This window comes from Hyphomicrobiales bacterium (assembly GCA_002869065.1).
GTDB lineage: Bacteria > Pseudomonadota > Alphaproteobacteria > Rhizobiales > Rhodobiaceae > Rhodobium.
Genome location: PKTR01000003.1, coordinates 118,690 through 140,662, shown reverse-complemented (window position 1 = coordinate 140,662; position 21,973 = coordinate 118,690). Strand labels below are relative to the sequence as shown.

Genomic DNA, 21,973 nt, shown 5'->3' with positions numbered 1-21,973 from the left:
CTATCGGCTCAGGCCGGCGATGGCGCCGGAGCCAACGAATTCCGGCGCCTGCTTGCGCCGTTCTTCGCCCTGATAGGACGGGTTGTCATAGCGGCGGCGGTCGGGTCCGAAATACGACCGGGTTTGAATGAACGGGCGTGGATTGACGATGGTGTTGGCGATGCGCAGATACAAGGCCCGGGCCGAGATCGGCTTGCACAAAAACTCGGTGACGCCTGCGTCGCGGGCTTCCACGACGCGCTTCTTCTCGGAGTGGCCGGTCAGCATGATGATGCCGACATAGGCGTTGCTGCTGGATTCGGTCGAGCGCAGCATGCGGGTCAGTTCAAGGCCGTCGATGATCGGCATCACCCAGTCGGTAATGACGATATCGGGCGAGTTGGCCTGAAAGGCCTCGAGGCCGCCGGCGCCGTCTTCGGCTTCGAGCACGTCGCGCGCGCCGTAGCCGGTCAACAGCATGCGGATGATGCGCCGCATATGGGTGTTGTCTTCAATGACCAGAAAGCGAAGCGTCGACAGGTCGAGCTTCATGATGTCGCGATAGGTTGACGACATGACAAATCCAAAATGCCGGCAGGGTCCCCACCGGTCGCCCCGATATTGAATGGTGGGCAGACGCTATCACACTGCGTTTGATTCGGGGCGAAACCGATCAGTATCGGAACTGTTCGGTTAAGATGCGCTCGTCCCAGCTGTGGTCCGGATCGAACATGATCAGGCTTTGCGAGTCCGGATCCTGGCGCACCAGAACTTCGGCGACCGAACGGATTTCGTTGTGGTCGGCCGCGGCGCTGACGGGGCGGTTTACGGCGTCAAGCACGTCGATCCTGACCTGTGCACGGTCGGGCAAAAGGGCGCCGCGCCAGCGGCGCGGCCGGAACGCGCTGATCGGCGTCAGCGCCAGAAGCGGCGCGTAGATCGGCAGGATCGGACCGTGGGCCGAAAGGTTATAGGCGGTGCTGCCCGCCGGCGTCGCGACCAGCACGCCGTCGCAGATCAGCTCCTCGAGCCGCACCCGACCATCAATCGAGATACGCAGCTTCGAGGCCTGGTAGGTCTGGCGCAGCAGCGACACCTCGTTGATCGCGCGCGCGGTGTGGTGCAGCCCGTCGATATCGGTGGCTTCCATCAGCAGCGGGCGGATGCCGGTCGGTTCCGCCTTGTTGAGGCGTTCCAGCAGTTCTTCCTCGCGGAACTCGTTCATCAGGAAGCCGACCGAGCCGCGGTTCATGCCGTAGATCGGCTTGCCGGTGTTCATGAACTGATGCAGGGCGCGCAGCATGAGGCCGTCGCCGCCGAGCGCGACGATGACGTCGGCCTCATCGGGCGGCGTATCGCCGTAGATCTCCGACAACCGCCTCAGCGCGAGGCGGGCCTCGTCCGTCGGGCTGGCGACGAAGGCGACCTTCTCGATTGTGTTCGCCGCGTTTGCCATGCGGGCGGTTCCTCACGGACTGCGTTTGTGCTGGACTGCGATCGTCCTGCGCATTGCGCGGTGGTCTAGCATGGCACCGGCGTCAAGCCAATTGATGCGTTGGTTGCGCGGCCGGGCGGAGGGGCGCGGCGGTTCCGCTTGCCTCGCCAGGCGCTCCGTCGCACCATCGCGCGGGTCTCGAACAGCCGCGGAGGCAGCCATGCCCGACCATCCGGTCCTCGTCTATTCGACCTTTCCCGACAAGGAGACGGCGCTCGGCGTCGGGCGTTCGCTGGTCGCCGACAGGTTATGTGCCTGCGTCAACATTCTGCCGCAGATGATCTCGGTCTATCGATGGGAAGGGGAGGTCGAGGAGGGGGACGAGGTGGTGATGCTGGTCAAGACGCGCTCGACCCTGGCCGATGCGGTTGTCGCTGCGATCGTCGAGCGCCACCCTTATGATGTGCCGGCCGTGCTCGTGCTGCCGACCGAGGGTGGGAACCCTGCCTTCTGCGACTGGATTTTTGACGAGACGTCGTCGGCGAAAGCTGAGATTAGTGAGGGGAAAGGGTGACTACACACCTTGAAAATTGGGTGAATATTCTGCTTTGATGCAACTTATGAGATTGTTGTTTTCGACTTCTCTTCACAAAATTTCGGACAATAGACATGCCGCGCAATATCGACCTTTTCAACGAAGTGGTAGGGCTTATTTTTGCTCAGCTGTATGAGAGTTTCCCGGTCGTCACGGAGATTGACCGACGTATGATTGGCGAGGGTCTCGGGCTTAAATTGCTTCACGACACGCCGGGTCCACTTGGCACAAAATCAATCAAATTTGCGGATCCGATTGATGGAATGAAATTTGATGACTTCCTTAGAAGTGCTGCCTCTTGGCTCGTTAGCGAAGGGTTTGTTAGGTCCTTACATGGAGACTGCCTCTCGCACATTGTTTTGACTTCGAAAGCGTTGGCGGCCCTCAACATGATGCCGGAGGTTGTTGAGGCAAAGACTCCGGGTACATCGCTTACCGAACTTGCGAATGACGTCGCGACAGATACCCGCCGTGCTGCGATAACGAAGATCGTAGGTGAGGTGATTGGATACGCTGTGAAGGCGGTTTCGTCTTGATGTGACGGCCATCTGCTAGGGTTGGTACTACTCGGCGGGCGTTAGCACATGCTGACCGCGCCGCCGATGACCATTCCCCAAAAAACGGCTGCGAAGACGAAGCCGCTCCACAGCGGTTCGGCGTCGGTTTCGTGCGTGGCTACTCGATATCTGTTCGGGTTCATCTGGCTTCTCCCTCGGTTTTCCCCGGACGAGGCAACGAGTGGAGGTTAGCGCCGCAACTCGCCTGAGAACCAGCGGAAACTGGCGTCTTCACGAAGCTTTGCAGCTCCGTGAAGCGGCGTTCACGCGGAGCGGAAGACAAACAAAAACGCGCCCGCCTGGTAGGCGGACGCGTCTCGATGGGAGCGGACTGAAGTCCGGGGGCGCTTACTTCTTTTCGACGCGGTATTCGCTGTGGCAGCCCTTGCAGGTCTTGGCGACATCGCCGAACGCCATCTTGAAGGCGTCGAGGCCTTCGCTGGCCTTCTTGGCCGCGGCGTCGGACGTACCGGCGAGAATGCCGGCGCCGGTCTTGAAGCCGTCCATGTTCTGCCAAATCTTCGGGCCGGCTTCGGTGTCGAGGTCTTCCGAGTTGTCCTTGGTGAAGAACATCGGAAGGCCGATCGCCGCCGCGTTCATCGTGCGCATGGCGAGTTCGGCGCGCTTGGCGTCGTATTCCATCTCGCCCTTGACCATGGCGACGGACGCGCCCATCGCGGCCTTGATGTCCTGCATGAGCTGCTGGCGGGCGCCGATCTCGTCGTCGAGAGCGTGAGCACCGGTCGTGGTGGCGACGCCGAGACAGAGGGCGGCGGCGAGGAGGCGAAGCTTGGCCATGTGTATCTCCATAAGAACGTTCGTTGGATGCGCGACCTGCGAAGCGCGTGGATCGACGACCGGACCGCCCGGTCGAAATTCGTTTTACCCCGGCAACAATTCTCGTGACGGTAGCAACTGGCATGTGCGCCGCTCAAGCGCGCCGCCGGTCAACTCGGCGTGACGAGGCAAGACACATACGTGCCTTGCGCAGGGAATATTCCCGCAAAGCGAAATTTTTTTGACAGCGGTCATCCGGCCGGCTGTTGCCAAGCTCCGGTTTTCCCGGCAGCCCGCTTGAAGGTCCCTTTCGCAAAACCAAATGCCGCGATAAAACGACCGATGGCGTTGCCGTCGGCGGGTTTCAGACAGCTGCGGCAACGGTCAAATGCCGGGCGCGGTATCCCGTGCCTTTCGGCTGGCGGGTGTCTTTTCGCCCGCTCGAACAAACAAACAGGGAGAGAGGCATGACCCGCGAAATCGGACATTTTGTCGGCGGCAAGAATGTGGCCGGAACGTCAGGGCGTTTTGCCGATGTATTCGATCCGAATATCGGCGAAGTGCAGGCTAAGGTGGCGCTGGCATCGGCGGCGGAAGTCGCGTCGATCATCGACAACGCCGAAGCCGCTCAGGTCGCCTGGGCCGCGCAGAACCCGCAGCGTCGCGCGCGCGTCATGTTCAAGTTCCTCGACCTCGTGCAGAAGGAAATGGACAGTCTTGCTCGCCTGCTGTCGAGCGAGCACGGCAAGACCGTTCCCGACGCGATGGGCGACGTCCAGCGCGGCGTCGAAGTGGTCGAGTTCGCCTGTGGCATCCCGCATCTGCTGAAGGGCGAGTACACCGAGGGCGCCGGCCCGGCGATCGACATGTATTCGATGCGCCAGCCGCTCGGTGTCGTTGCCGGTATCACGCCGTTCAATTTCCCGGCGATGATCCCGATGTGGAAGTTCGCGCCGGCGATCGCCTGCGGCAACGCCTTCATCCTGAAGCCGTCGGAGCGCGACCCGTCCGTGCCGATGCGTCTTGCCGAGTTGATGATCGAAGCCGGCCTGCCGGAGGGAGTCCTGAACGTCGTCAATGGCGACAAGGAAGCGGTCGACGCGATCCTCACCGATCCGCGCATCCGCGCCGTCGGCTTCGTCGGCTCTTCGGCGATCGCCGAGTACATCTATACGACCTGCGCGGCGCACGGTAAGCGCGCCCAGTGCTTCGGCGGCGCCAAGAACCACATGATCATCATGCCGGATGCCGACATGGATCAGACCGTCGACGCGCTGATCGGCGCGGGCTACGGCTCGGCCGGCGAACGCTGCATGGCGATCTCGGTTGCCGTGCCGGTCGGCGAGGGCACCGCCGACGCGCTGATGGAAAAGCTGATCCCGCGCGTCGAGGCGCTCAAGGTCGGCCCGTCGAACGACATGGAAGCCGATTACGGTCCGCTCGTCACTCAACAGGCGCTCGAGCGCGTGCGCGGTTATGTCGATCTCGGCGTCAAGGAAGGCGCCAAGCTCGTCGTCGACGGCCGTGACTTCGTCATGCAGGGCTACGAGAACGGCTACTTCATGGGTGGCTGCCTGTTCGACAACGTCACGCCGGACATGCGCATCTACAAGGAAGAGATCTTCGGTCCGGTGCTGTCAGTGGTGCGTGCGCACGATTACGACGAGGCGCTGTCGCTGCCGTCCAAGCACGAATACGGCAATGGCGTCGCCATCTTCACCCGCGACGGCGATGCGGCACGCGACTTCGCCGCGAAGGTCAATGTCGGCATGGTCGGCATCAACGTGCCGATCCCGGTGCCGCTCGCCTATCACACCTTCGGCGGCTGGAAGCGGTCCGGCTTCGGCGATCTCAATCAGCACGGTCCGGACTCGGTGCGCTTCTACACCAAGACCAAGACGGTTACGGCGCGCTGGCCGTCGGGCGTCAAGGAAGGCGCGGAATTCGTCATTCCGACGATGAAGTAGGCCTTCGTGTCAGCGCCGTTGCGGCGTTTCTGACCGCTGTGTAAACGGAAAGCCCGGCTTTTTAGTCGGGCTTTTTCCGTTTCGCTAAGGATGGTCGGCGAAACAAGGCGAGTTTTATGGTATTTTCACTGCGTTGTGGTTCGATTTGGTTGCAAACCCAGAGTTTTCGGGGATTGTCGAGCTGATTGTATTTCGTCTTATTTGACATCCAGCAGAGGCTGATCTCGGTAAGGTGCTATGATTGAGAAAACGGTTTATTCAGATGTTATGCGCATCCTTGAGGATGCGAAGGCGCTATCGCGTGACAATCGGGTCGCGACGCTGGTGTACCTGGTCAAGTCCCTCGGCATCGAGGAATTGTTCCGGGCCTACATCATGCAGGAATACGGCAAGGATACGATCTTCGATCTGGCGGATGCCGAAGTGGACATGGCGTGCAGCTATGTCGAAGGCATTTCCAATCTGATCCAGAGCGCAGGAGGTGGTCGGGTTCAATGAATTTCTGCGAGAGGCAAAATACAGCACTTCTCGACAGAGGTCTGTCGTGTGACGATATCTCCGATTTCTGGCGGTATTGGCGGCAGGCTGGTGGGCAGATTACTGCCGACATTCAGCCGATCATCTCGAAGCTGACATTCTGCGCCGCCGACCTGGACGGGGGCGCGTCTCCGCCCTTCGTCTTCATCGGCGACAACGCCTATGTCACGCGGTGCTACGGCGCGGCGTGGTCGAGGGACGCGCTGGCCAAGCGCCGGGCGACACCCGACGACAATCTGGAACGGCTCGCGGCCGAAGGCTACGCGGAGGCGATTGCCGGCGAGGCACGCTACGACGTGGTGTCGGCGCGCACCATCTCCGACATGTTCGGTGAGATCGATATCGCCTATGAGCGGCTTATCCTGCCGCTGACGACAGCGACAGGACACCGTTTGCTCGGTTGCATGACCGCGCCGATCAGGCCGATCCGGCAATTATCTGTGCCAGATAGCGCAGATCCCCGGACGTATTCCAAAGCAGCCAGTCATCATGGCGGATATGCTTGGGCGGCGTTTGCCACCAAGTGCCAATAGGCTGCATGTGGAAGTAACCCTGGCCGGTTGAAAAGCCTTTCTGCACCAGCTTTTCGCTCATGAAGCAGTAGATGTAGTCCGGTTGCCACTTGGCGAATGCCAGCAACTGACCCATCCGGCACAGGATCGAACCGAGATCCTTGCCGCGCAGTTCCTTATCCAGCCACATATCGCCGTGATAGACGACGTTGCCGGTCACCAGGTAGGCGCCCGGGCAGTGCTGGTCGCCGAGTTCCCCCTCTCCATAAGGATCGCAATAGACGCGTCTTTGCTGCTGCATCCAGTGATCGGCGAGCGACACGCCGGTTAGGTTCTCGATCCGTGCCGCCTGCAGCGACACCAGCTTCTTGTCGGCATTGCGCGCGCCGAGCCAGAAACCCGTCGCCGGTGTGATGTCGAAAAAGCGGGTGCTGAACTGTTCGCTCAGGTCCTTTTCCGGGATTTGCTCACATTCGGTTTCGAGAACGGCGAAGTCCGAATTGGTCTCGATGCTGAGACTGTTCTCCGCCAGAATTTTCGTTAACTCCCCGATGGCTTTGACCGTTACGAGCGGATCGTAAAAGGTCGGCACGCCCTTATTTTGTGGTGATCTTACCTGCACCTTGGTTACCCCTGACTGTGAAAGTGCGACCCCGCCGGCCGGCTTCTGTGGGGCAACTTTTCAGATGCCTTTCCATGGTTCCGAACAGCGTGCGTATACGGGCTCTGTAGAGTTCGATTTCATTTTTGTTCCCAACACACTATCGGAGGTCGCGAAGTGCTCGCAAGCAAGTGTCCATGTCTTGGTAAAGGGCGGTGGCGAGCCGGCGTTTCCTATTTGCGGTTGTTGTTGTTCCGATGTCGTCCGCCGATTGCGAAAACGGCGGGGTCTTCGTTTTCTTGCGCTTTCTTGGTGCTGGTTTTTTGATGTGCCTGCTCAGCTAAATCATTGACAAAAAAGGAACAAGTTTCCTCAAATTCGATGTTTTGGAGCAAAAAACCTCGTCAGAGACTCATTTGACTTTCGTAGGGACCAGTGTCCTTAATTCGTCAGGCTGTGGATTTATTCACAACGCAGCATGGCCTTCACGGTAGAGCCGGAACAGGGGCCGTTCCTTGTCGCAAAGGAGATTCCAGATGAACCGAATTTCGCGCCTTCTCGCGGTTTCCGCGCTCGCGCTCATGCCTGCCTTCGGGCTTGTGCCGGCGCAGGCGGAAACCACGCCCGACACGCTTGTCGAAGCGTGGGCGATCGATGACATCATTTCGCTCGATCCGGCTGAAATTTTCGAATTCTCGACCGCGGAGATCGCCGGCAACGCCTATCAGCGGCTGATCGGGTTCGATATCAACGACGTCTCCAAGATGTATGGCGTCGTTGCCGAGAGCTGGACGGTCTCCGAAGACGGCAAGACGCTGACCTTCAAGATCCGCGAAGGGCTGAAGTTCGCCTCCGGCAATCCGCTGACCGCGGAAGACGTGGCGTTCTCGCTGCAGCGCGCGGTGATCCTCGACAAGTCGCCGGCCTTCATCATCGGGCAGTTCGGCCTGACGCCGGACAACGCGATGGACAAGATCAAGCAGACCGGCGACTACACGGTCACCATGGAGATGGACAAGCCTTACGCTTCGTCCTTCGTGCTTTATTGCATGACGGCGACGGTGGCGTCCGTGGTCGACAAGAAGGTCGTGATGGAACACGAGGCCGACGGCGACCTCGGCTATGGCTGGCTGAAGACGAATTATGCTGGCTCCGGCGCGTTCACGATCAAGGACTGGCGGGCCAATGAAATCGTCGTTCTGGAACGCAACGACAATTTTTCCGGCGCCGCGCCGGCGATGAAGCGGGTGATCTACCGCCACATCCCCGAACCGGCGACCGAACAGCTTCTGCTGCAGAAGGGTGACATCGACGTTGCCCGCAAGCTCGGCTCCGAGCAGCTCGATGCGCTTTCCTCCAACCCGGACATCAAGATCCAGCAGGGCGTGAAGGGCACGATCTACTATCTCGGTCTGAACCAGAAGAACGAGATCCTGGCGAAGCCGGAAGTGCGTCAGGCGCTGAAATACCTCGTCGACTATGGCGCGATTGCCGACACGATCATGAAGAACAAGGCGATCGTGCATCAGGCCTATCTGCCGCGCGGCTTCCTCGGCGCGGTTGAAGACACGCCGTATTCGCTCGATGTCGCCAAGGCCAAGGAACTGCTGGCCAAGGCCGGCTATCCGGATGGCTTCTCGGTCACCATGGACACCCGCAACACGCCGGAAATCACGGCTATGGGCGAGGCGATCCAGCAGACCTTCGCGCAGGCCGGCGTCAAGCTAGAGATCATCCCGGGCGACGGCAAGCAGACGCTGACCAAGTATCGCGCCCGTAACCACGACATCTATATCGGCCGCTGGGGCCCGGATTATCAGGACCCGCACACCAACGCCGATACCTTCGCCAGCAATCCGGACAATTCCGACGACGCGGCGGCCAAGCCTCTGGCATGGCGCAATGCGTGGGATATCCCGGAAATGACGAAGGAAACCCAGGCTGCCGTGCTTGAGGGCGATGCGGCCAAACGGGCGGCGACCTATCAGAAGTCGCAGCGCGAGCACCAGCAGGTCTCGCCCTTCGTCATCATGTTCCAAGAAGTCGAAGTCGATGCCATGCGCAAGAATGTGAATGGCTTCATCATCGGCCCGTCCTTCGATACCAACAGCGTCGCGGAAGTGACCAAGGAATAGTTCGCGACATTGTCGGACATAACCAGCCTTGAGCCGGGCGGCACCGCACATTCATTCGTGCGCGCCGTCCGGCGTTTCCTCATTTCAGTCGGAAGCGTGATCGCCTCGTTCGCCCTGACTTTTCTGGGCCTTCTGGCGGTGACCTTCTTCATTGGCCGGATCGTGCCCGTCGATCCGGTGCTTGCGGTGGTCGGCGATCGTGCGCCGCCGCAGGTCTATCAGCGCGTCTTCCTCGAACTCGGTCTCGACCGGCCGCTCTACGAGCAGTTCTGGATGTATCTGCAAAAGGCGCTGACGGGCGATTTCGGCACCTCGGTGCTGACCGCCAACAAGGTGATCGACGATATCCTGCGGGTGTTTCCCGCGACCATCGAACTGGCCAGCGGCGGCATCGTCATCGGCACGCTGTTCGGTGTGCCGCTCGGTGTTCTGGCGGCCGTACGCAAGGGCAAGCTGTCGGACCAGATCGTCCGCGTGGTCGGGCTGATCGGCTATTCGGCGCCGATCTTCTGGCTCGGCCTGATGGCGCTTCTGGTCTTCTACGCACGGCTCGACTGGACCGCCGGTCCGGGCCGGCTCGATATCGCCTACGACTATATCGTCACGCCGAAGACGGGGATGTTGCTCGTCGATGCGGCGCTGGCCGGCGAATGGGGCGTCTTTGCCAACGCCTTCAGTCATCTGATCCTGCCGGCGAGCCTGCTCGGCTATTTCTCGATGGCCTATATCAGCCGCATGACGCGCTCCTTCATGCTGAACGAGCTGGCGCAGGAATATGTCGTCACCGCGCGCGTCAAGGGCGTTGCCGAGTGGCGCATCATCTGGGGCCATGCGTTGCGCAATGCCGCCGTGCCGCTCGTCACCGTGATCGCGTTATCCTATGCAAGCCTGCTCGAAGGCTCGGTGCTGACGGAAACCGTCTTCGCCTGGCCGGGGCTTGGGCAATATCTGACCAATTCACTACAGAACGCCGACATGAACGCGGTGCTCGGCTCGACGCTGGTGATCGGCGCGGTGTTCGTCGGGCTGAACACATTGTCCGACATTCTCTACCGGCTGCTTGATCCGCGGGTGAGGGGGGAGCGATGAGCTGGAGCGAGCGCCGCGAGTGGCTCCTGACCGAAAACCCGTTGTCGCGCCGACAGGCCCGGCTCGGGCAGAGCTACCGCATCTGGATCGCCTTTCTGGAGAACAAGCTCGCCGTGATCGGCGCGGCGATCGTGCTGCTTTTGATCTTCATGGCGGTGTTCGCCGATGTGATCGCGCCTTATTCGCCGGTTGCCGGCGGCGATCTGCGCACCGCCCGGCTGTTGCCGCCGTCGGCCGAGTACTGGTTCGGAACCGACGAGCAGGCGCGCGACATTTTCAGCCGTATCGTGCACGGCTCGCGCCTCACCCTGCTGGTGGTCGCGCTGGTCGCGGTGATCGCCACTCCGATCGGGCTCGCGGTCGGCACCACGGCGGGCTATTTCGGCGGCTGGCTCGATGTGGTGCTGATGCGCATCACCGATATCTTCCTCGCGTTCCCGCGGCTCGTTCTGGCGCTCGCCTTCGTCGCCGCGCTCGGGCCCGGCATCGAGAACGCGATCATCGCGATCGCGATCACGTCCTGGCCGCCTTACGCCCGTATTGCGCGGGCCGAGACGCTGACGGTGCGCGGCGCCGACTACATCAACGCGATCAAGCTGCAGGGCGCCTCGTCGTTCCGCATCATCCTGCGCCACGTCGTGCCGTTGTGCCTGTCCTCGGTGATCATCCGCGTGACGCTCGACATGGCGGGCATCATTCTGACGGCCGCCGGCCTCGGCTTCCTCGGTCTCGGCGCGCAGCCGCCGTCGCCGGAATGGGGCGCGATGATCGCGTCGGGGCGGCGCTTCCTGATCGATCAGTGGTGGGTCGCGGCAATGCCCGGCATTGCCATCTTCGTCGTGTCGCTCGGTTTCAACCTGCTTGGCGACGGACTGCGCGACGTGCTCGATCCGAAGGGGCGGTCATGACGGACACCCTTCTCACGGTCGAGAACCTCAGCGTCACCTATCCAACGCGCACCGACACCATCAAGGCGGTGCGCCATGTCGGCTTTTCGCTCGGCCAGGAGCGGCTCGGCATTGTCGGCGAGTCCGGGTCGGGCAAGTCGCAGACCGGGCGAGCAATCCTCGGGCTGACCCAGTCGCCTGGCATCGTCACCGCCGACCGGATGGAGTTCGACGGCATCGATCTGCGCAAGGCGAGGAAGAAGACCTGGCGGGCATTGCGCGGCCGGCGCATGTCGATGGTGATGCAGGACCCGAAATTCTCGCTCAACCCGGTGATGACCATCGGCCGGCAGATCGTCGAGGCCTATACGGTGCAGCACAAGGCCGGCAAGCGCGAGGCGCGCGACAAGGCGCTCGAGATGCTTGAAGCCGTGCAGATCCGCGATGCGAAGCGGGTGTTCGATGCCTATCCGCACGAATTGTCGGGCGGCATGGGGCAGCGGGCGATGCTGGCGATGATGCTGATCGGCGATCCGGACCTTCTGATCGCCGACGAACCGACCTCGGCGCTCGATGTCACCGTGCAGCTTCAGGTTCTGGCGATCCTCGACCGGCTCGTGGCCGATCGCGGCATGGGGCTCATCTTCATTTCGCACGATCTGCGGCTCGTTTCGTCGTTCTGCGACCGGGTGCTGGTGATGTATGCCGGCAAGGTCGTCGAGGAGTTGAAGGCGTCCGACCTGCAGCATGCCGAGCATCCCTACACACGCGGGCTGCTCAACTGCCTGCCGAAGATTGCCGGCGGTGTGCGGCCCTTGCCGGTGCTTGAACGCGACGAGGCGTGGGCGCTATGACGGCTATCCTCGACATCGAAAACCTGTCGGTGACCTTTCGCGCCAACGAGCAGACGGTGCGGGCGGTGAAGTCGCTCAGCCTGTCGGTCGACGAGGGCGAGAGTTTCGGCATCGTCGGCGAGTCCGGCTCGGGCAAGTCGACGGTGCTGCGCGCGATCTGTGGGCTGGCGCCGACCAGCGAAGGGGCGATCCGCATTGCCGGTGAGGAACTCCGGACCCCGCGCACGCCGGCCTTTTATCGCCAGGTGCAGATGGTGTTTCAGGACCCGTACGCCTCGCTGCATCCGCGCCAGACGGTCGATCAGGTGCTGTCGGAGCCGCTCGCCATCCACGGCTTCAGCGATGGCGAAGCGCGCATCCGCAAGGCGCTCGACGAGGTCGGGCTCGGCGGCGGCTTCCGCTTTCGCTATCCGCACCAGCTTTCCGGCGGTCAGCGCCAGCGCGTCGCGGTGGCCCGCGCGCTGATCCTCGAGCCGCGTATCCTCTTGCTCGACGAGCCGACCTCGGCACTCGATGCCTCGATCCAGGCCGAGGTGCTGAACCTGCTTGACCGCATCCGTGCCGAACACAATCTCACCTTCGTGCTGGTCAGTCACGACCTCGCCGTCGTGTCGCATATGTGCGATCGGCTTGTGGTGATGCAGAACGGCGCGGCGGTCGAGGAACTGAGCCGCGAAACCCTGCGCGCCCACAGCCCCGAGCAGGCCTATACACAGGACCTGCTGCGCGCGAGCGAGGGGTTCCGACGCGGCGAAACCGCCTGACAGTCTTTTTTCTGGAGACACGCTTCATGGATGCCGAAACGCTTACGCCTGTTTTCGACGGTCACAACGATGTGCTGTCGCGCTTGGCGGAGAAGACGACCGACGACCCGGTCGCCGATTTCGTCAACGGCGATGACCGCGGCCACCTCGATTTGCCGCGCATGAAGAAGGGCGGCTTTGCCGGCGGGCTGTTCGCGGTGTGGATCCCGTCGCCCTTCGACGAGGATCTGCTCGGGCAGATGCAGGGGGCGAGCTACGACGTGCCGCTGCCCGATCCGGTTCCGCAGGCCGAAGCGTTGCCGACCGCGTTCCACATGATCTCGCTGCTGACCCGGATGGAAGAGCAGTCGGGCGGCGATTTCCGCATCTGCCGGTCGGCGGCGGACATCCGTTCCGCGGTGGCGAATGACGCGGTCGCCGCCGTGCTGCATTTCGAGGGTGCGGAGGCGATCGACCCGGATTTCCATGCGCTCGACGTGTTCTACGCGGCGGGTCTGCGCTCGCTCGGACCGGTATGGAGCCGGCCGACGATCTTTGGCGATGGGGTCCCGTTCCGTTATCCCTCGTCGCCGGATATCGGCGGCGGACTGACCGAGACCGGCAGGGCGCTTGTCAGGGCGTGCAATCAGCGCCGCATCGCCATCGACCTGTCGCACATCACCGAGAAGGGCTTCTGGGATGTCGCGGCGATCTCGGATGCGCCGCTGATCGCCAGCCATTCGAACGTGCACGCGATCTGCCCGCACGCCCGCAATCTGACGGAAAAGCAGCTCCACGCTGTGCGCGACAGCGGCGGCATCGTCGGGCTCAACTTTGCCACCCAGTTCCTGCGGCCCGACGGCCAGCGCGGCGCCAATATGAGCCTCGACCTGATGTTGCGCCATCTCGATGCGATGATCGAGACGATGGGCGTCGAGCATGTCGGCATCGGTTCGGATTTCGACGGCGCCGAAGTGCCTGCCGATATTGGAGACGCTACCGGCCTGCCGCGGCTGATGGCGGCCATGCGCGCGCACGGCTATGACGAGGAGACGATGCGTCTCATCTCCCACGAAAACTGGATCCGGGTGCTGGAAACCACCTGGGGCGAGTAGGGGCCTTCATCTGAAAAGAAAAACCCCGGCACGCAGGGCATGCCGGGGTTCTTTTTTTTGAAATGCTGCGAGACGTTACTTGATGACGGCGGCGCGCATGGCGAGACCCGCCTGGTCGCTGACGGCGGCGTAGGCCGTCGCTTCGGTGCGATAGGCGGTGAAGCTGTCGTAGATTTCCTTCGCCAGCGGGCTCGTTTCGCCGATCTCGGCCAGCACCTTTTCCGACTCGACGCCAAGCGCTGCGACGACATCGTCGGGAAGCGTCGTCAACTGCACGCCTTCCTTTTCCAGAAGCGGCTTCAGCGACGTGATGTTGTGGTAGGTGAAGTCGGCGGTCGCTTCCATCGCCGAGGCCATGGCGGCGGTGCGCACAACGGCCTTCAGATCGTCCGGGAGCGCCTCGTAGGCGGCCTTGTTGACGCTGACTTCGAGCGCGGGGCCGAGCTCGTGGAAGGCGGGCATGTAGTAGTACTTCGCCACGCGGTAGAGACCGAAGGCGAGGTCGTTCCACGGGCCAACCCATTCGGCTGCGTCGATGGTGCCGGCTTCCATGGCCTGGAAGATTTCGCCCGGCGGCAGCAGTGTGACGTTGACGCCGACCCGGCGCATGACTTCGCCGCCAAGGCCGGCGATGCGCATCTTGAGGCCCTTGAAGTCTTCCAGCGAGTTGATTTCCTTGCGGAACCAGCCACCGGCCTGAACGCCCGACGAGCCCGAATAGAACGGGATCACACCGAACGGCTCATAGGCTTTTTCCCAGAGCTCCTGGCCGCCGCCGAAGCGCAGCCACGCGGCGTGTTCGACAGCCGTCAGGCCGAAGGGAACGCCTGTGAAGAAGTGGAAGGATTTGTCCTTACCCTGCCAGTAATAGGGCGTTGCGTGCATGATCTCGGCGGTGCCGGTGGAGACCGCGTCGAAGCACTCGAACGGCGGCACGAGTTCGCCCGCGCCGAAGAGCTGCACGGTCAGCCGGCCACCGGACATTTCGGTGATCATGTCGGCGACGCGCTGGGCGTTGATGCCGACGCCGGGGACGTTCTTCGGCCACGAGGCGACCATCTTCCAGGTAATGCCGTCGGCGGCGCGGGCAATCGCCGGAGCAGCCAGCGCGCCGGCCATGCCGGTTGCGCCGAGTTTCAGCGCCTGACGGCGATCCATCAGGGATTTCTTGTCTTTGGTTGTCATGTCGATCCTCTCCCAGGGCATCGGTTCGCGGGGGAGTTTGCTACACCCGTGACGTGGCGGCAAGCGGGTTCGCGGTGCTTTGGTTTATTGGCCGGAGCGGGTGGCGAGAAGCGTCTCGATGATCGCCGAAAGACCGCTCTCAAGGGCGTCTTCCGGCAGGGTGATGTGGCCATCTTGGGGGGCCGTTTCAGCCGCCATATGCGCCTCGACGGTCATCGGAACGTGGACGAAAGCGGCGCTGTAGGGACGTTCCAGCGACGCGGCGTGGGCAAGCACCCGGTAGTAGAGGTAGTTGCAGAGGTAGCCGCCGGCATTGTCCGACATTTCGCAGGCGATGGCGTGGGCCTCAAGGGTGCGCCGGACCGGTTCCAGGTGAACCGTCGCCGGAAGCGTTTCGGCGCTGGCGGGGTCGATCAACGTGGAGGATGGCCGCACATCGCGATTGTCCATGCGGGACGCGTCGATGGTGTTACGCGCGAGTGTCTCAAGCCGCAGCCCGCGCGCTGTCCGGTCGACCCCGGTCAGCAGCACGATGTCGGGGCGGTGGCGCTCGATCACTGGCTTCAGGCCGGCGAAGCTCTTCTCGTAGCTCGTCTCGACGACATGGAAGGCGAGATGTCCGTCGTCCCGGTAGCGTTCGGCAAGGCGCGCCATCGCGCATTCCGTCGGGTTGACCGGAACGCCGGGGAAGGAATCGAAGCCGGTGACGAGAAGGCGCGGTTTGCTCATGTCCTCAACTAAGAGCGCGATGAGGTGCTCGACAAGCGCTCTTTGCCGGCAAATGCGCCGGCGTGGCGGAAAAATGCACGGCGCGATCGCGTTCAGCCGCTTGCCGTCGGCCCCGCTGCCGGTCCACCATTCGATATTCGTTTGCGCGCAAGGAGAGCCTTCGTCATGAGCACCGATCCGCTGCTTCAACCGTTTCAGCTGAAGCATCTCACGCTGCGCAACCGCATCATGTCGAGCGCGCACGAGCCGGCCTATGCGGAAGACGGCATGCCGGCGGATCGCTACCGGCTCTATCACGTCGAAAAGGCAAAGGGCGGTATCGGGCTGACCATGACGGCGGGCTCGGCGATCGTCTCGGCCGACAGTCCGCCGGCCTTCGGCAATCTGCACGCCTATCGCGACGAGATCGTGCCGCATCTGCGGCGCCTTACCGAAGAGTGCCACGAGCACGGCACGGCGGTGATGATCCAGCTTACCCATCTCGGCCGGCGCACCAGCTGGAACAAGGACGCCTGGCTGCCTGTGCTGGCGGCCTCGCCGGTGCGCGAGCCGGCGCATCGCAGCTTCCCGAAGGAGATGGAAGACTGGGACATGGATCGCATCGTGCGCGACTATGCGGCGGCGGCAGCGCGCATGAAGGAGGCCGGGCTCGATGGCATCGAGATCGAATGCTACGGCCATCTGCTCGACGGCTTCTGGTCGCCGGCGACCAACCGGCGCGACGATGAATATAACGGCGACCTCGACAACAGGCTGCGCTTCACCCATCGGGTGTTCGATGCGATCCGCGACACGGTCGGTGCCGACTACATCGTCGGTGCGCGCCTCGTCGTCGACGAGGACTGGGATCGGGGGCTTTCGCGCGCGGAGGGTGTCGAAATCTGCCGCCGTCTCGTGGCGCGCGGCCATGTCGATTTTCTCAATGTCATTCGCGGCCATATCGACAGCGACGCGGCGCTGAGCAAGGTCATTCCGGTGCAGGGCATGCGTTCGGCGCCGCATCTCGATTTCGCCGGTGAGATCCGCGCCGAGACCAAATTCCCGGTGTTCCATGCGGCGCGCATCGCCGATGTCGCGACAGCGCGGCACGCGATTGCCGAGGGCAAGCTCGATCTGGTCGGCATGACGCGGGCGCATATCGCCGATCCGCATATCGTCAAAAAGATCGCGCGCGGCGAGGAACACCGCATCCGCCCTTGTGTCGGCGCGACCTACTGCCTCGACCGCATCTATGAGGGGGGCGAGGCGCTGTGCATCCACAATCCGGCGACGAGCCGCGAGGCGACGATCCCGCACGACATCCCGCCGACTTCGGGTGAACGCAAGAAGATCGTCATCGTCGGGGCAGGACCGGCCGGGCTTGAGGCGGCGCGGGTGAGCGCTGCGCGCGGGCATGACGTTGTGTTGTTCGAGGCGGCCGACCGGCCGGGCGGGCAGGTGCGGCTTCTGGCGCGCAGTCCGCGCCGCTCGGAGCTGATCGGCATCGTCGACTGGCGGGCCGAGGAATGCGAACGGCTCGGCGTCGCGATGCGCTTCAACGTGTTCGCCGAAGCAGACGACGTGCTGGCCGAAGCACCCGATGTGGTGATCGTTGCAACGGGCGGGTTGCCGAACACGGATATTCTCGATGCGGGGTCCGATCTCGTCGTCAGCGGCTGGGATATTCTTTCCGGCGACGCCAAGCCGGGTCGCAATGTGCTTCTGTTCGATGACAACGGCCAGCATCCGGGACTGCAGGCGGCGGAAGCAATCGCCGCAAGCGGCGCGCAGCTCGAGATCGTCACGCCGGAGCGCTTCTTCGCGCCCGACGTCGGCGGCCTCAACCACGTTAAATACGCCGAGAGCTTTTCCGAGCACGGCGTGCGGATCACCATCAATACGCGGCTGATCTCGGTTGCGCGGGCGGGCAACGGCGTCGTCGCGACGCTCGGCAGCGATTATTCGCAGCGCATCGAGACGCGCGAGGTCGATCAGGTCGTCGTCGAACACGGCACGCTGCCGCTCGACGATCTCTATTTCGCGCTGAAGGAGGGATCGATCAATCGCGGCGAGCTCGATCACCCGGCCTACCTGGCGCTACAGCCGCAGACGATCGCTCGCAACCCGGATGGTGGCTACCGCCTCTACCGGATCGGCGACGCGGTCGCGAGCCGCAACATCCATGCCGCGATCTATGAGGCGCTTCGGTTGTGTCTGCCCATGTAGACTGTTTGAATCGGTTCAAATCCGAGGCGAAACCCCGATTGACGGCGGCGGGATGAGGGCCCATCCTGTGATTCCCAACTCAGACCTGACCAATTGATGCAATCGCCCAGGAGGGTGATCCGCGAATGGACTCCATAATCGCGTTCGTGCAAGGCATGCCGGACGTGGCTCTGGCCACGGTGGCGTTGTCGATTGCCGGGGCCCTCGGCCTCGTGCTTGGCGGCTGGCACTATCGCGGTGTCGGGCTCGGCATTGGCGGCGTGCTGTTCGCCGGCATCTTCGTCGGCCACATCGCCTCGGCCTTTGGAATTTCCTTCGATCCGGCGACGATCGAGTTCGTGCGCGAATTCGGTTTGATCATTTTCGTTTTCACCATCGGCGTGCAGGTCGGTCCCGGTTTCTTCGCCTCGCTGCAGAAATCCGGGCTTCAACTCAATTTGCTGGCCGCATCGATCGTCGTTCTCGGCGTGCTTGTCACCGTGGTGCTGAACTTCGTCACCGACATCCCGTTGCCGGCGCTGGTCGGGCTGATGTCGGGGGCGGTGACCAACACGCCGGGGCTCGGCGCGGCAACGCAGGTGCTGAAGGATGTCGGCGCGAACGCCAATTCACTGGCCCTGCCGAGCCTTGGCTATGCAGTCGCCTATCCGTTCGGCATCATCGGCATCCTGTTGACCATGCTTCTCGTGCGATTCGTCCTGCGTATTCGTATCGATGAGGAAGAGCTGGAATACGACCGGCTTCGCAAGAGGGGCGCGGCGGAGCTGCCTGCGATCAATGTTGCGGTGAAAAATCCGAACGTGGTCGGGCTGAAGCTCGGCGAAGTGCCCGACCTCTACGACAAGGGCGTTGTCGCTTCGCGCATGCGCAAAGGGAGCGAACTGATCCACCCGAGCCGGTCGACGCCGGTGGACATGGGCGACGTGCTGCATCTGGTTGGCCCGGCCGATCAGTTGCGCAACATGGTCATCATCCTTGGCGAGGAAGTCGATGTTGCGCTGACGACGACCCGCGGCACCGATATGGCGTGGGAACGGGTCGCGGTCACCGAAACGAAGGCGCTTGGCAAACGCATCCGGGACTTCGGCCTTGAGGGTCACGGGGTGACGATCTCGCGTGTCTCGCGCGCTGGCACCCAGTTGTCAGCCGACGGCTGCCTGCCGCTGCAGTTCGGCGACATTCTCACGATCGTCGGAGCCGCGTCCGATCTGAAGGCGGTGCGGGGCATGTTCGGTGGCCAGCAGCGCCGCCTCGACGAGGTTCAGTTCTCGGCCGTTTTCGTCGGTATCGTGCTCGGTGTTCTGGCCGGCAGCATTCCGATTCTGCTGCCCGGCTTGCCGGCTCCGCTCAAGCTCGGCCTGGCCGGCGGACCGCTCGTGGTCGCGATCCTACTTGCCCGGCTCGGCCATTTCGGGCCGTTCGTCTGGTTCATGCCGCCGGTCGCCAATCACGCGCTGCGCGAACTGGGCATTGTTCTGTTTCTTGCCGCGGTCGGGCTGAAGGCCGGCGACAAGTTCGTCGAGACGCTGCTCAACGGCGACGGGTTCGTGTGGATGGGCTATGCGGTGCTGATCACGCTCGTGCCGCTGCTGGTCGTCGGGTTTGTGGGGCGGCTGATCTTCAAGGTGAACTATCTCAGCCTGTCGGGTGTTCTGGCCGGTTCGATGACCGACCCGCCGGCGCTTGCCTTTGCCAACGCGATGTCGCCGGCAGCCGCGCAGTCGATTGCCTATGCGACCGTCTATCCGCTGGTAATGTGCCTGCGCATTCTGGCGCCTCAGATCCTGGTGCTTTTCCTGCTCTAGCCTTGGCTGTCGGTGTTTTCCCGCAGCGAAAAGACCTTTTTTTCGGCTGCCTGCGACGATAGTGTCAGCGCACTAACCAAAGGGATGTTGTGCGAGTTGCCTCCGGGCAAGGGCGCCTGCATGCCGACAAACGATAAATACAGACACCGGGATTCACGGCCACGCACGGGGGATGGCATCATCGCGCGGCCGGACAAAAACAAGCCGGAAAGTCGATAGGCGAGGCAATGCTATGACCATCGGATTGCGGGACGGCGATCGCGCTATCCTTCGGGATACCGCGATTTTCAGTGGCATTCCCGACGAGGCTCTCGAGGGCCTTTTCGCCAATGCCATCGTCCACTCCTATGAGCGCGGTGAAACGATCTTCCTGCAGGGCGATCCGGCGGAGGCGTTTTTCGTCCTGTTCGAGGGCTGGGTGAAGGTCTATCGGCTGACGCCGGCTGGCGAAGAGGCCATCGTGCATGTCTTCACCCGCGGTCAGAGTTTTGCCGAAGCCGCCGCCTTTACCGGCGGGCATTATCCGGTCAGCGCCGAGCCGGTTACCGACTGTCGCCTTGCCGTCATTCCGGTGCGCCGGCTGTTCGACCAGATCATCGAGCGGCCCGAGATCGCGCTCGCCATGCTTGCCTCGACCTCGCAGCACCTGCATGTGCTGGTGCAGCAGATCGAGCAGTTGAAGGCGCATACCGGCGCGCAGCGGGTGGCCGAGTTCCTGATCGAAATGGCGCCGCAGAACAGCGGGCCGTGCACGCTGATGCTGCCTTACGACAAGGCGCTGATCGCCGGCCGTCTCGGTATGAAGCCGGAAAGCCTGTCACGCGCGTTCCAGCGGCTGAAGGAATATGGGGTCAAGGTGCACCAGAACCTGGCTTCGATCGCCGATGTCGGCAAATTGCGCGATTTCGTCGAGGAAGAACGCGCGACCGTTCTTCAGCGTCACAGCGGTCCGGCCCGGGGCTGACAGCGGTCTGGCACCCGGTGAACGCGGGGCTCGAAACCGCGCTGGAAAACAGCGCTCAGTGCTTTCCCTATACTTCATTTTCCCGACTTGACGATCGTCAAGGAGGGTTTTGCGCGGTCGGGCGATAAAGGAACAGTCAACGAGACTTCTCGACGGTGACCGAAGAGCCATCATTCCACCGCCCCTATCTCGAGAGTTCTTCGTTTGGCTCCTCATGGACTGAATAGCCTTGTCGAATGAGGCCCAAATCCAAGGATTTGGGCCTCTTTTTTCTTTGAATGATTTGAAGATAGCGCGCGCGCCAAGTGCCGCCGCAGAAGCTGCGGCTGTGGCACATGGTTGGAAGCGTGTGGCTGTCAGGCGGCCGTCCCGGCGATGTTGTTGCCGATGATGACGAGGCCGAGCACGACAATCAGCACGGCGGCGACGAAGACGTCATAGGTCGTGGCCCAGCCGGGTGCCCGGTCAAGACCGAGATAGCGACGCAGAATCACCCGGCACTTGAAGAAAGTGACGAAGGCGAGCGCCACGAGGAAACCCGTGCCGAGGGCCGCCGTTCCGGTGACGCGGCCGAACACCATGGTGCCGATGGTCAGCATCATCAGGCCGATCCAAGCAGCTTCGAGGCGATGGCGTGTGAGGAAATTGCGGAGCATGGCTGTCTACCTCATCACGTAGATCACGGGGAACACGATCACCCAGATCAGGTCGACCATGTGCCAGAAGGCGGTACCGGTCTCGATATTTTCGAGCGAGTTCCACTTGGCGATGATGGCGAGGATCACCAGGCCGAAAACGACGTGAAGGGCGTGGAAGCCGGTGATCAGATAGTAGAGCGTGAAGAAGGTGTTGGTTTCCATGCCGATGCCGGCCTCGGCCTTCTCGGCGTACTCGAAGAACTTCACGATCAGGAAGACGACGCCGAGCGAACCGGCAGCGAGCAGCCAGAGCCGGTTCATGCGGCTGTCGCCGGCTTCGATCGCGGCGACGGCACGGGCGGCGAAATAGCCGCTTGTCAGAAGCACCATTGTGTTGAGCGCGCCGGCGAGGCGGTTCAGATGATCCTGCGACTCGACGAATGTTTGCGGGTCCATGATGCGGGCGCCGGCGTAGCCGACGAAGGCGGCGCCGAAGACCAGCAATTCGCTGGCGATCAGTAGCCACATGATCGGATTGCCCGGCAGGCCCGACAGCGGGCCCCAGCCTTCGTTCGGATTATGCGGTGCGGCTGGTGCCGGCGCCGCTTCTGCTCGGGTTTCGCCTGACGGCGCCCGATCCTCAACGTTCATATCGATGTCGTCC

At 62.6% G+C, this 21,973-nt stretch carries 21 protein-coding genes; 13 read left to right on the top strand and 8 right to left on the bottom strand.

Annotation, left to right across the window (positions count from 1 at the left end; translation table 11 throughout):
- Together C0606_11375 and C0606_11370 are read right to left on the bottom strand one after the other, a co-directional pair.
- Window positions 1-534: a two-component system response regulator gene (locus C0606_11375; protein ID PLX37324.1), complete on the bottom strand. Its 534-nt coding sequence runs from the start codon at window positions 532-534 to the stop codon at window positions 1-3.
- Window positions 535-652: 118 nt separating this feature from the next.
- The gene (locus tag C0606_11370; protein ID PLX37102.1) at window positions 653-1,435 is read right to left on the bottom strand and encodes an NAD kinase; all 783 of its coding nucleotides are present in this window, start codon (window positions 1,433-1,435) and stop codon (window positions 653-655) included.
- A gap of 199 nt (window positions 1,436-1,634) precedes the next feature.
- Here C0606_11370 and C0606_11365 point away from each other — a divergent pair, with 199 nt between their 5' ends.
- Together C0606_11365 and C0606_11360 are read left to right on the top strand one after the other, a co-directional pair.
- Window positions 1,635-1,988, top strand: a complete 354-nt coding sequence (locus tag C0606_11365) for a divalent-cation tolerance protein CutA (protein PLX37101.1) — start codon at window positions 1,635-1,637, stop codon at window positions 1,986-1,988.
- 95 nt (window positions 1,989-2,083) lie between these two features.
- On the top strand, window positions 2,084-2,545 hold the full coding sequence (locus C0606_11360) for a hypothetical protein (protein PLX37100.1): 462 nt from the start codon (window positions 2,084-2,086) through the stop codon (window positions 2,543-2,545).
- A gap of 369 nt (window positions 2,546-2,914) precedes the next feature.
- On the opposite strand, the gene C0606_11355 is transcribed toward C0606_11360, so the two are convergent.
- Window positions 2,915-3,376: a hypothetical protein gene (locus C0606_11355; GenBank protein PLX37099.1), complete on the bottom strand. Its 462-nt coding sequence runs from the start codon at window positions 3,374-3,376 to the stop codon at window positions 2,915-2,917.
- A gap of 434 nt (window positions 3,377-3,810) precedes the next feature.
- On the opposite strand from C0606_11355, the gene mmsA reads away from it, so the two are divergent.
- Both mmsA and C0606_11345 read left to right on the top strand, forming a co-directional pair.
- Window positions 3,811-5,310 carry a methylmalonate-semialdehyde dehydrogenase (CoA acylating) gene (mmsA, locus tag C0606_11350; GenBank protein PLX37098.1) on the top strand — a complete coding sequence of 500 codons (1,500 nt, stop codon included), beginning with the start codon at window positions 3,811-3,813 and terminating at the stop codon, window positions 5,308-5,310.
- A gap of 267 nt (window positions 5,311-5,577) precedes the next feature.
- A complete protein-coding gene (locus tag C0606_11345; protein ID PLX37097.1) occupies window positions 5,578-5,808 on the top strand; it encodes a hypothetical protein in 231 nt (76 codons plus the stop codon).
- A 456-nt stretch (window positions 5,809-6,264) separates the two neighbouring features.
- On the opposite strand, the gene C0606_11340 is transcribed toward C0606_11345, so the two are convergent.
- A complete protein-coding gene (locus C0606_11340) occupies window positions 6,265-6,951 on the bottom strand; it encodes a hypothetical protein (GenBank protein PLX37096.1) in 687 nt (228 codons plus the stop codon).
- A gap of 545 nt (window positions 6,952-7,496) precedes the next feature.
- On the opposite strand from C0606_11340, the gene C0606_11335 reads away from it, so the two are divergent.
- Genes C0606_11335 through C0606_11310 form a run of 6 tightly spaced genes read left to right on the top strand, consistent with a single transcriptional unit; the run spans window position 7,497 to window position 13,783 of the window.
- The gene (locus C0606_11335) at window positions 7,497-9,095 is read left to right on the top strand and encodes an ABC transporter substrate-binding protein (GenBank protein ID PLX37095.1); all 1,599 of its coding nucleotides are present in this window, start codon (window positions 7,497-7,499) and stop codon (window positions 9,093-9,095) included.
- 57 nt (window positions 9,096-9,152) lie between these two features.
- Window positions 9,153-10,184, top strand: a complete 1,032-nt coding sequence (locus C0606_11330) for a peptide ABC transporter permease (GenBank protein ID PLX37323.1) — start codon at window positions 9,153-9,155, stop codon at window positions 10,182-10,184.
- A complete protein-coding gene (locus C0606_11325; GenBank protein PLX37094.1) occupies window positions 10,181-11,092 on the top strand; it encodes a D-ala-D-ala transporter subunit in 912 nt (303 codons plus the stop codon). The genes C0606_11330 and C0606_11325 overlap by 4 nt, the downstream gene beginning before the upstream one ends.
- The gene (locus C0606_11320; GenBank protein PLX37093.1) at window positions 11,089-11,925 is read left to right on the top strand and encodes a peptide ABC transporter ATP-binding protein; all 837 of its coding nucleotides are present in this window, start codon (window positions 11,089-11,091) and stop codon (window positions 11,923-11,925) included. Before C0606_11325 ends, C0606_11320 begins: the two co-directional genes overlap by 4 nt.
- Window positions 11,922-12,689, top strand: a complete 768-nt coding sequence (locus C0606_11315; GenBank protein ID PLX37092.1) for an ABC transporter ATP-binding protein — start codon at window positions 11,922-11,924, stop codon at window positions 12,687-12,689. The genes C0606_11320 and C0606_11315 overlap by 4 nt, the downstream gene beginning before the upstream one ends.
- A 26-nt stretch (window positions 12,690-12,715) precedes the next feature.
- Window positions 12,716-13,783: a peptidase gene (locus C0606_11310; protein PLX37091.1), complete on the top strand. Its 1,068-nt coding sequence runs from the start codon at window positions 12,716-12,718 to the stop codon at window positions 13,781-13,783.
- A gap of 75 nt (window positions 13,784-13,858) precedes the next feature.
- Here C0606_11310 and C0606_11305 read toward each other — a convergent pair whose 3' ends face one another.
- Window positions 13,859-14,941 (bottom strand): ABC transporter substrate-binding protein, encoded by a 1,083-nt coding sequence (locus C0606_11305; protein PLX37322.1) that lies wholly within the window; start codon window positions 14,939-14,941, stop codon window positions 13,859-13,861.
- A 111-nt stretch (window positions 14,942-15,052) separates the two neighbouring features.
- Entirely contained in the window at window positions 15,053-15,904 is an 852-nt protein-coding gene (locus tag C0606_11300) for a hypothetical protein (protein ID PLX37090.1), read from the bottom strand.
- On the opposite strand from C0606_11300, the gene C0606_11295 reads away from it, so the two are divergent.
- The 3 genes from C0606_11295 to C0606_11285 all read left to right on the top strand — a co-directional run bounded on the left by C0606_11295 (window position 15,863) and on the right by C0606_11285 (window position 20,671).
- Window positions 15,863-17,902, top strand: a complete 2,040-nt coding sequence (locus C0606_11295; GenBank protein ID PLX37089.1) for an N-methylproline demethylase — start codon at window positions 15,863-15,865, stop codon at window positions 17,900-17,902. The two genes, C0606_11300 and C0606_11295, sit on opposite strands and share 42 nt — an antisense overlap.
- Before the next feature lie 155 nt (window positions 17,903-18,057).
- The gene (locus tag C0606_11290; protein PLX37321.1) at window positions 18,058-19,707 is read left to right on the top strand and encodes a putative transporter; all 1,650 of its coding nucleotides are present in this window, start codon (window positions 18,058-18,060) and stop codon (window positions 19,705-19,707) included.
- A 232-nt stretch (window positions 19,708-19,939) separates the two neighbouring features.
- Window positions 19,940-20,671 carry a cyclic nucleotide-binding protein gene (locus C0606_11285; GenBank protein PLX37088.1) on the top strand — a complete coding sequence of 244 codons (732 nt, stop codon included), beginning with the start codon at window positions 19,940-19,942 and terminating at the stop codon, window positions 20,669-20,671.
- Window positions 20,672-21,027: 356 nt separating this feature from the next.
- Here the strand turns inward: C0606_11285 and C0606_11280 are convergent, their stop codons facing one another.
- Window positions 21,028-21,327, bottom strand: a complete 300-nt coding sequence (locus C0606_11280; GenBank protein ID PLX37087.1) for a hypothetical protein — start codon at window positions 21,325-21,327, stop codon at window positions 21,028-21,030.
- Between the two features lie 6 nt (window positions 21,328-21,333).
- Entirely contained in the window at window positions 21,334-21,960 is a 627-nt protein-coding gene (locus tag C0606_11275) for a copper oxidase (GenBank protein ID PLX37320.1), read from the bottom strand.
- Window positions 21,961-21,973: the final 13 nt, after the last annotated feature.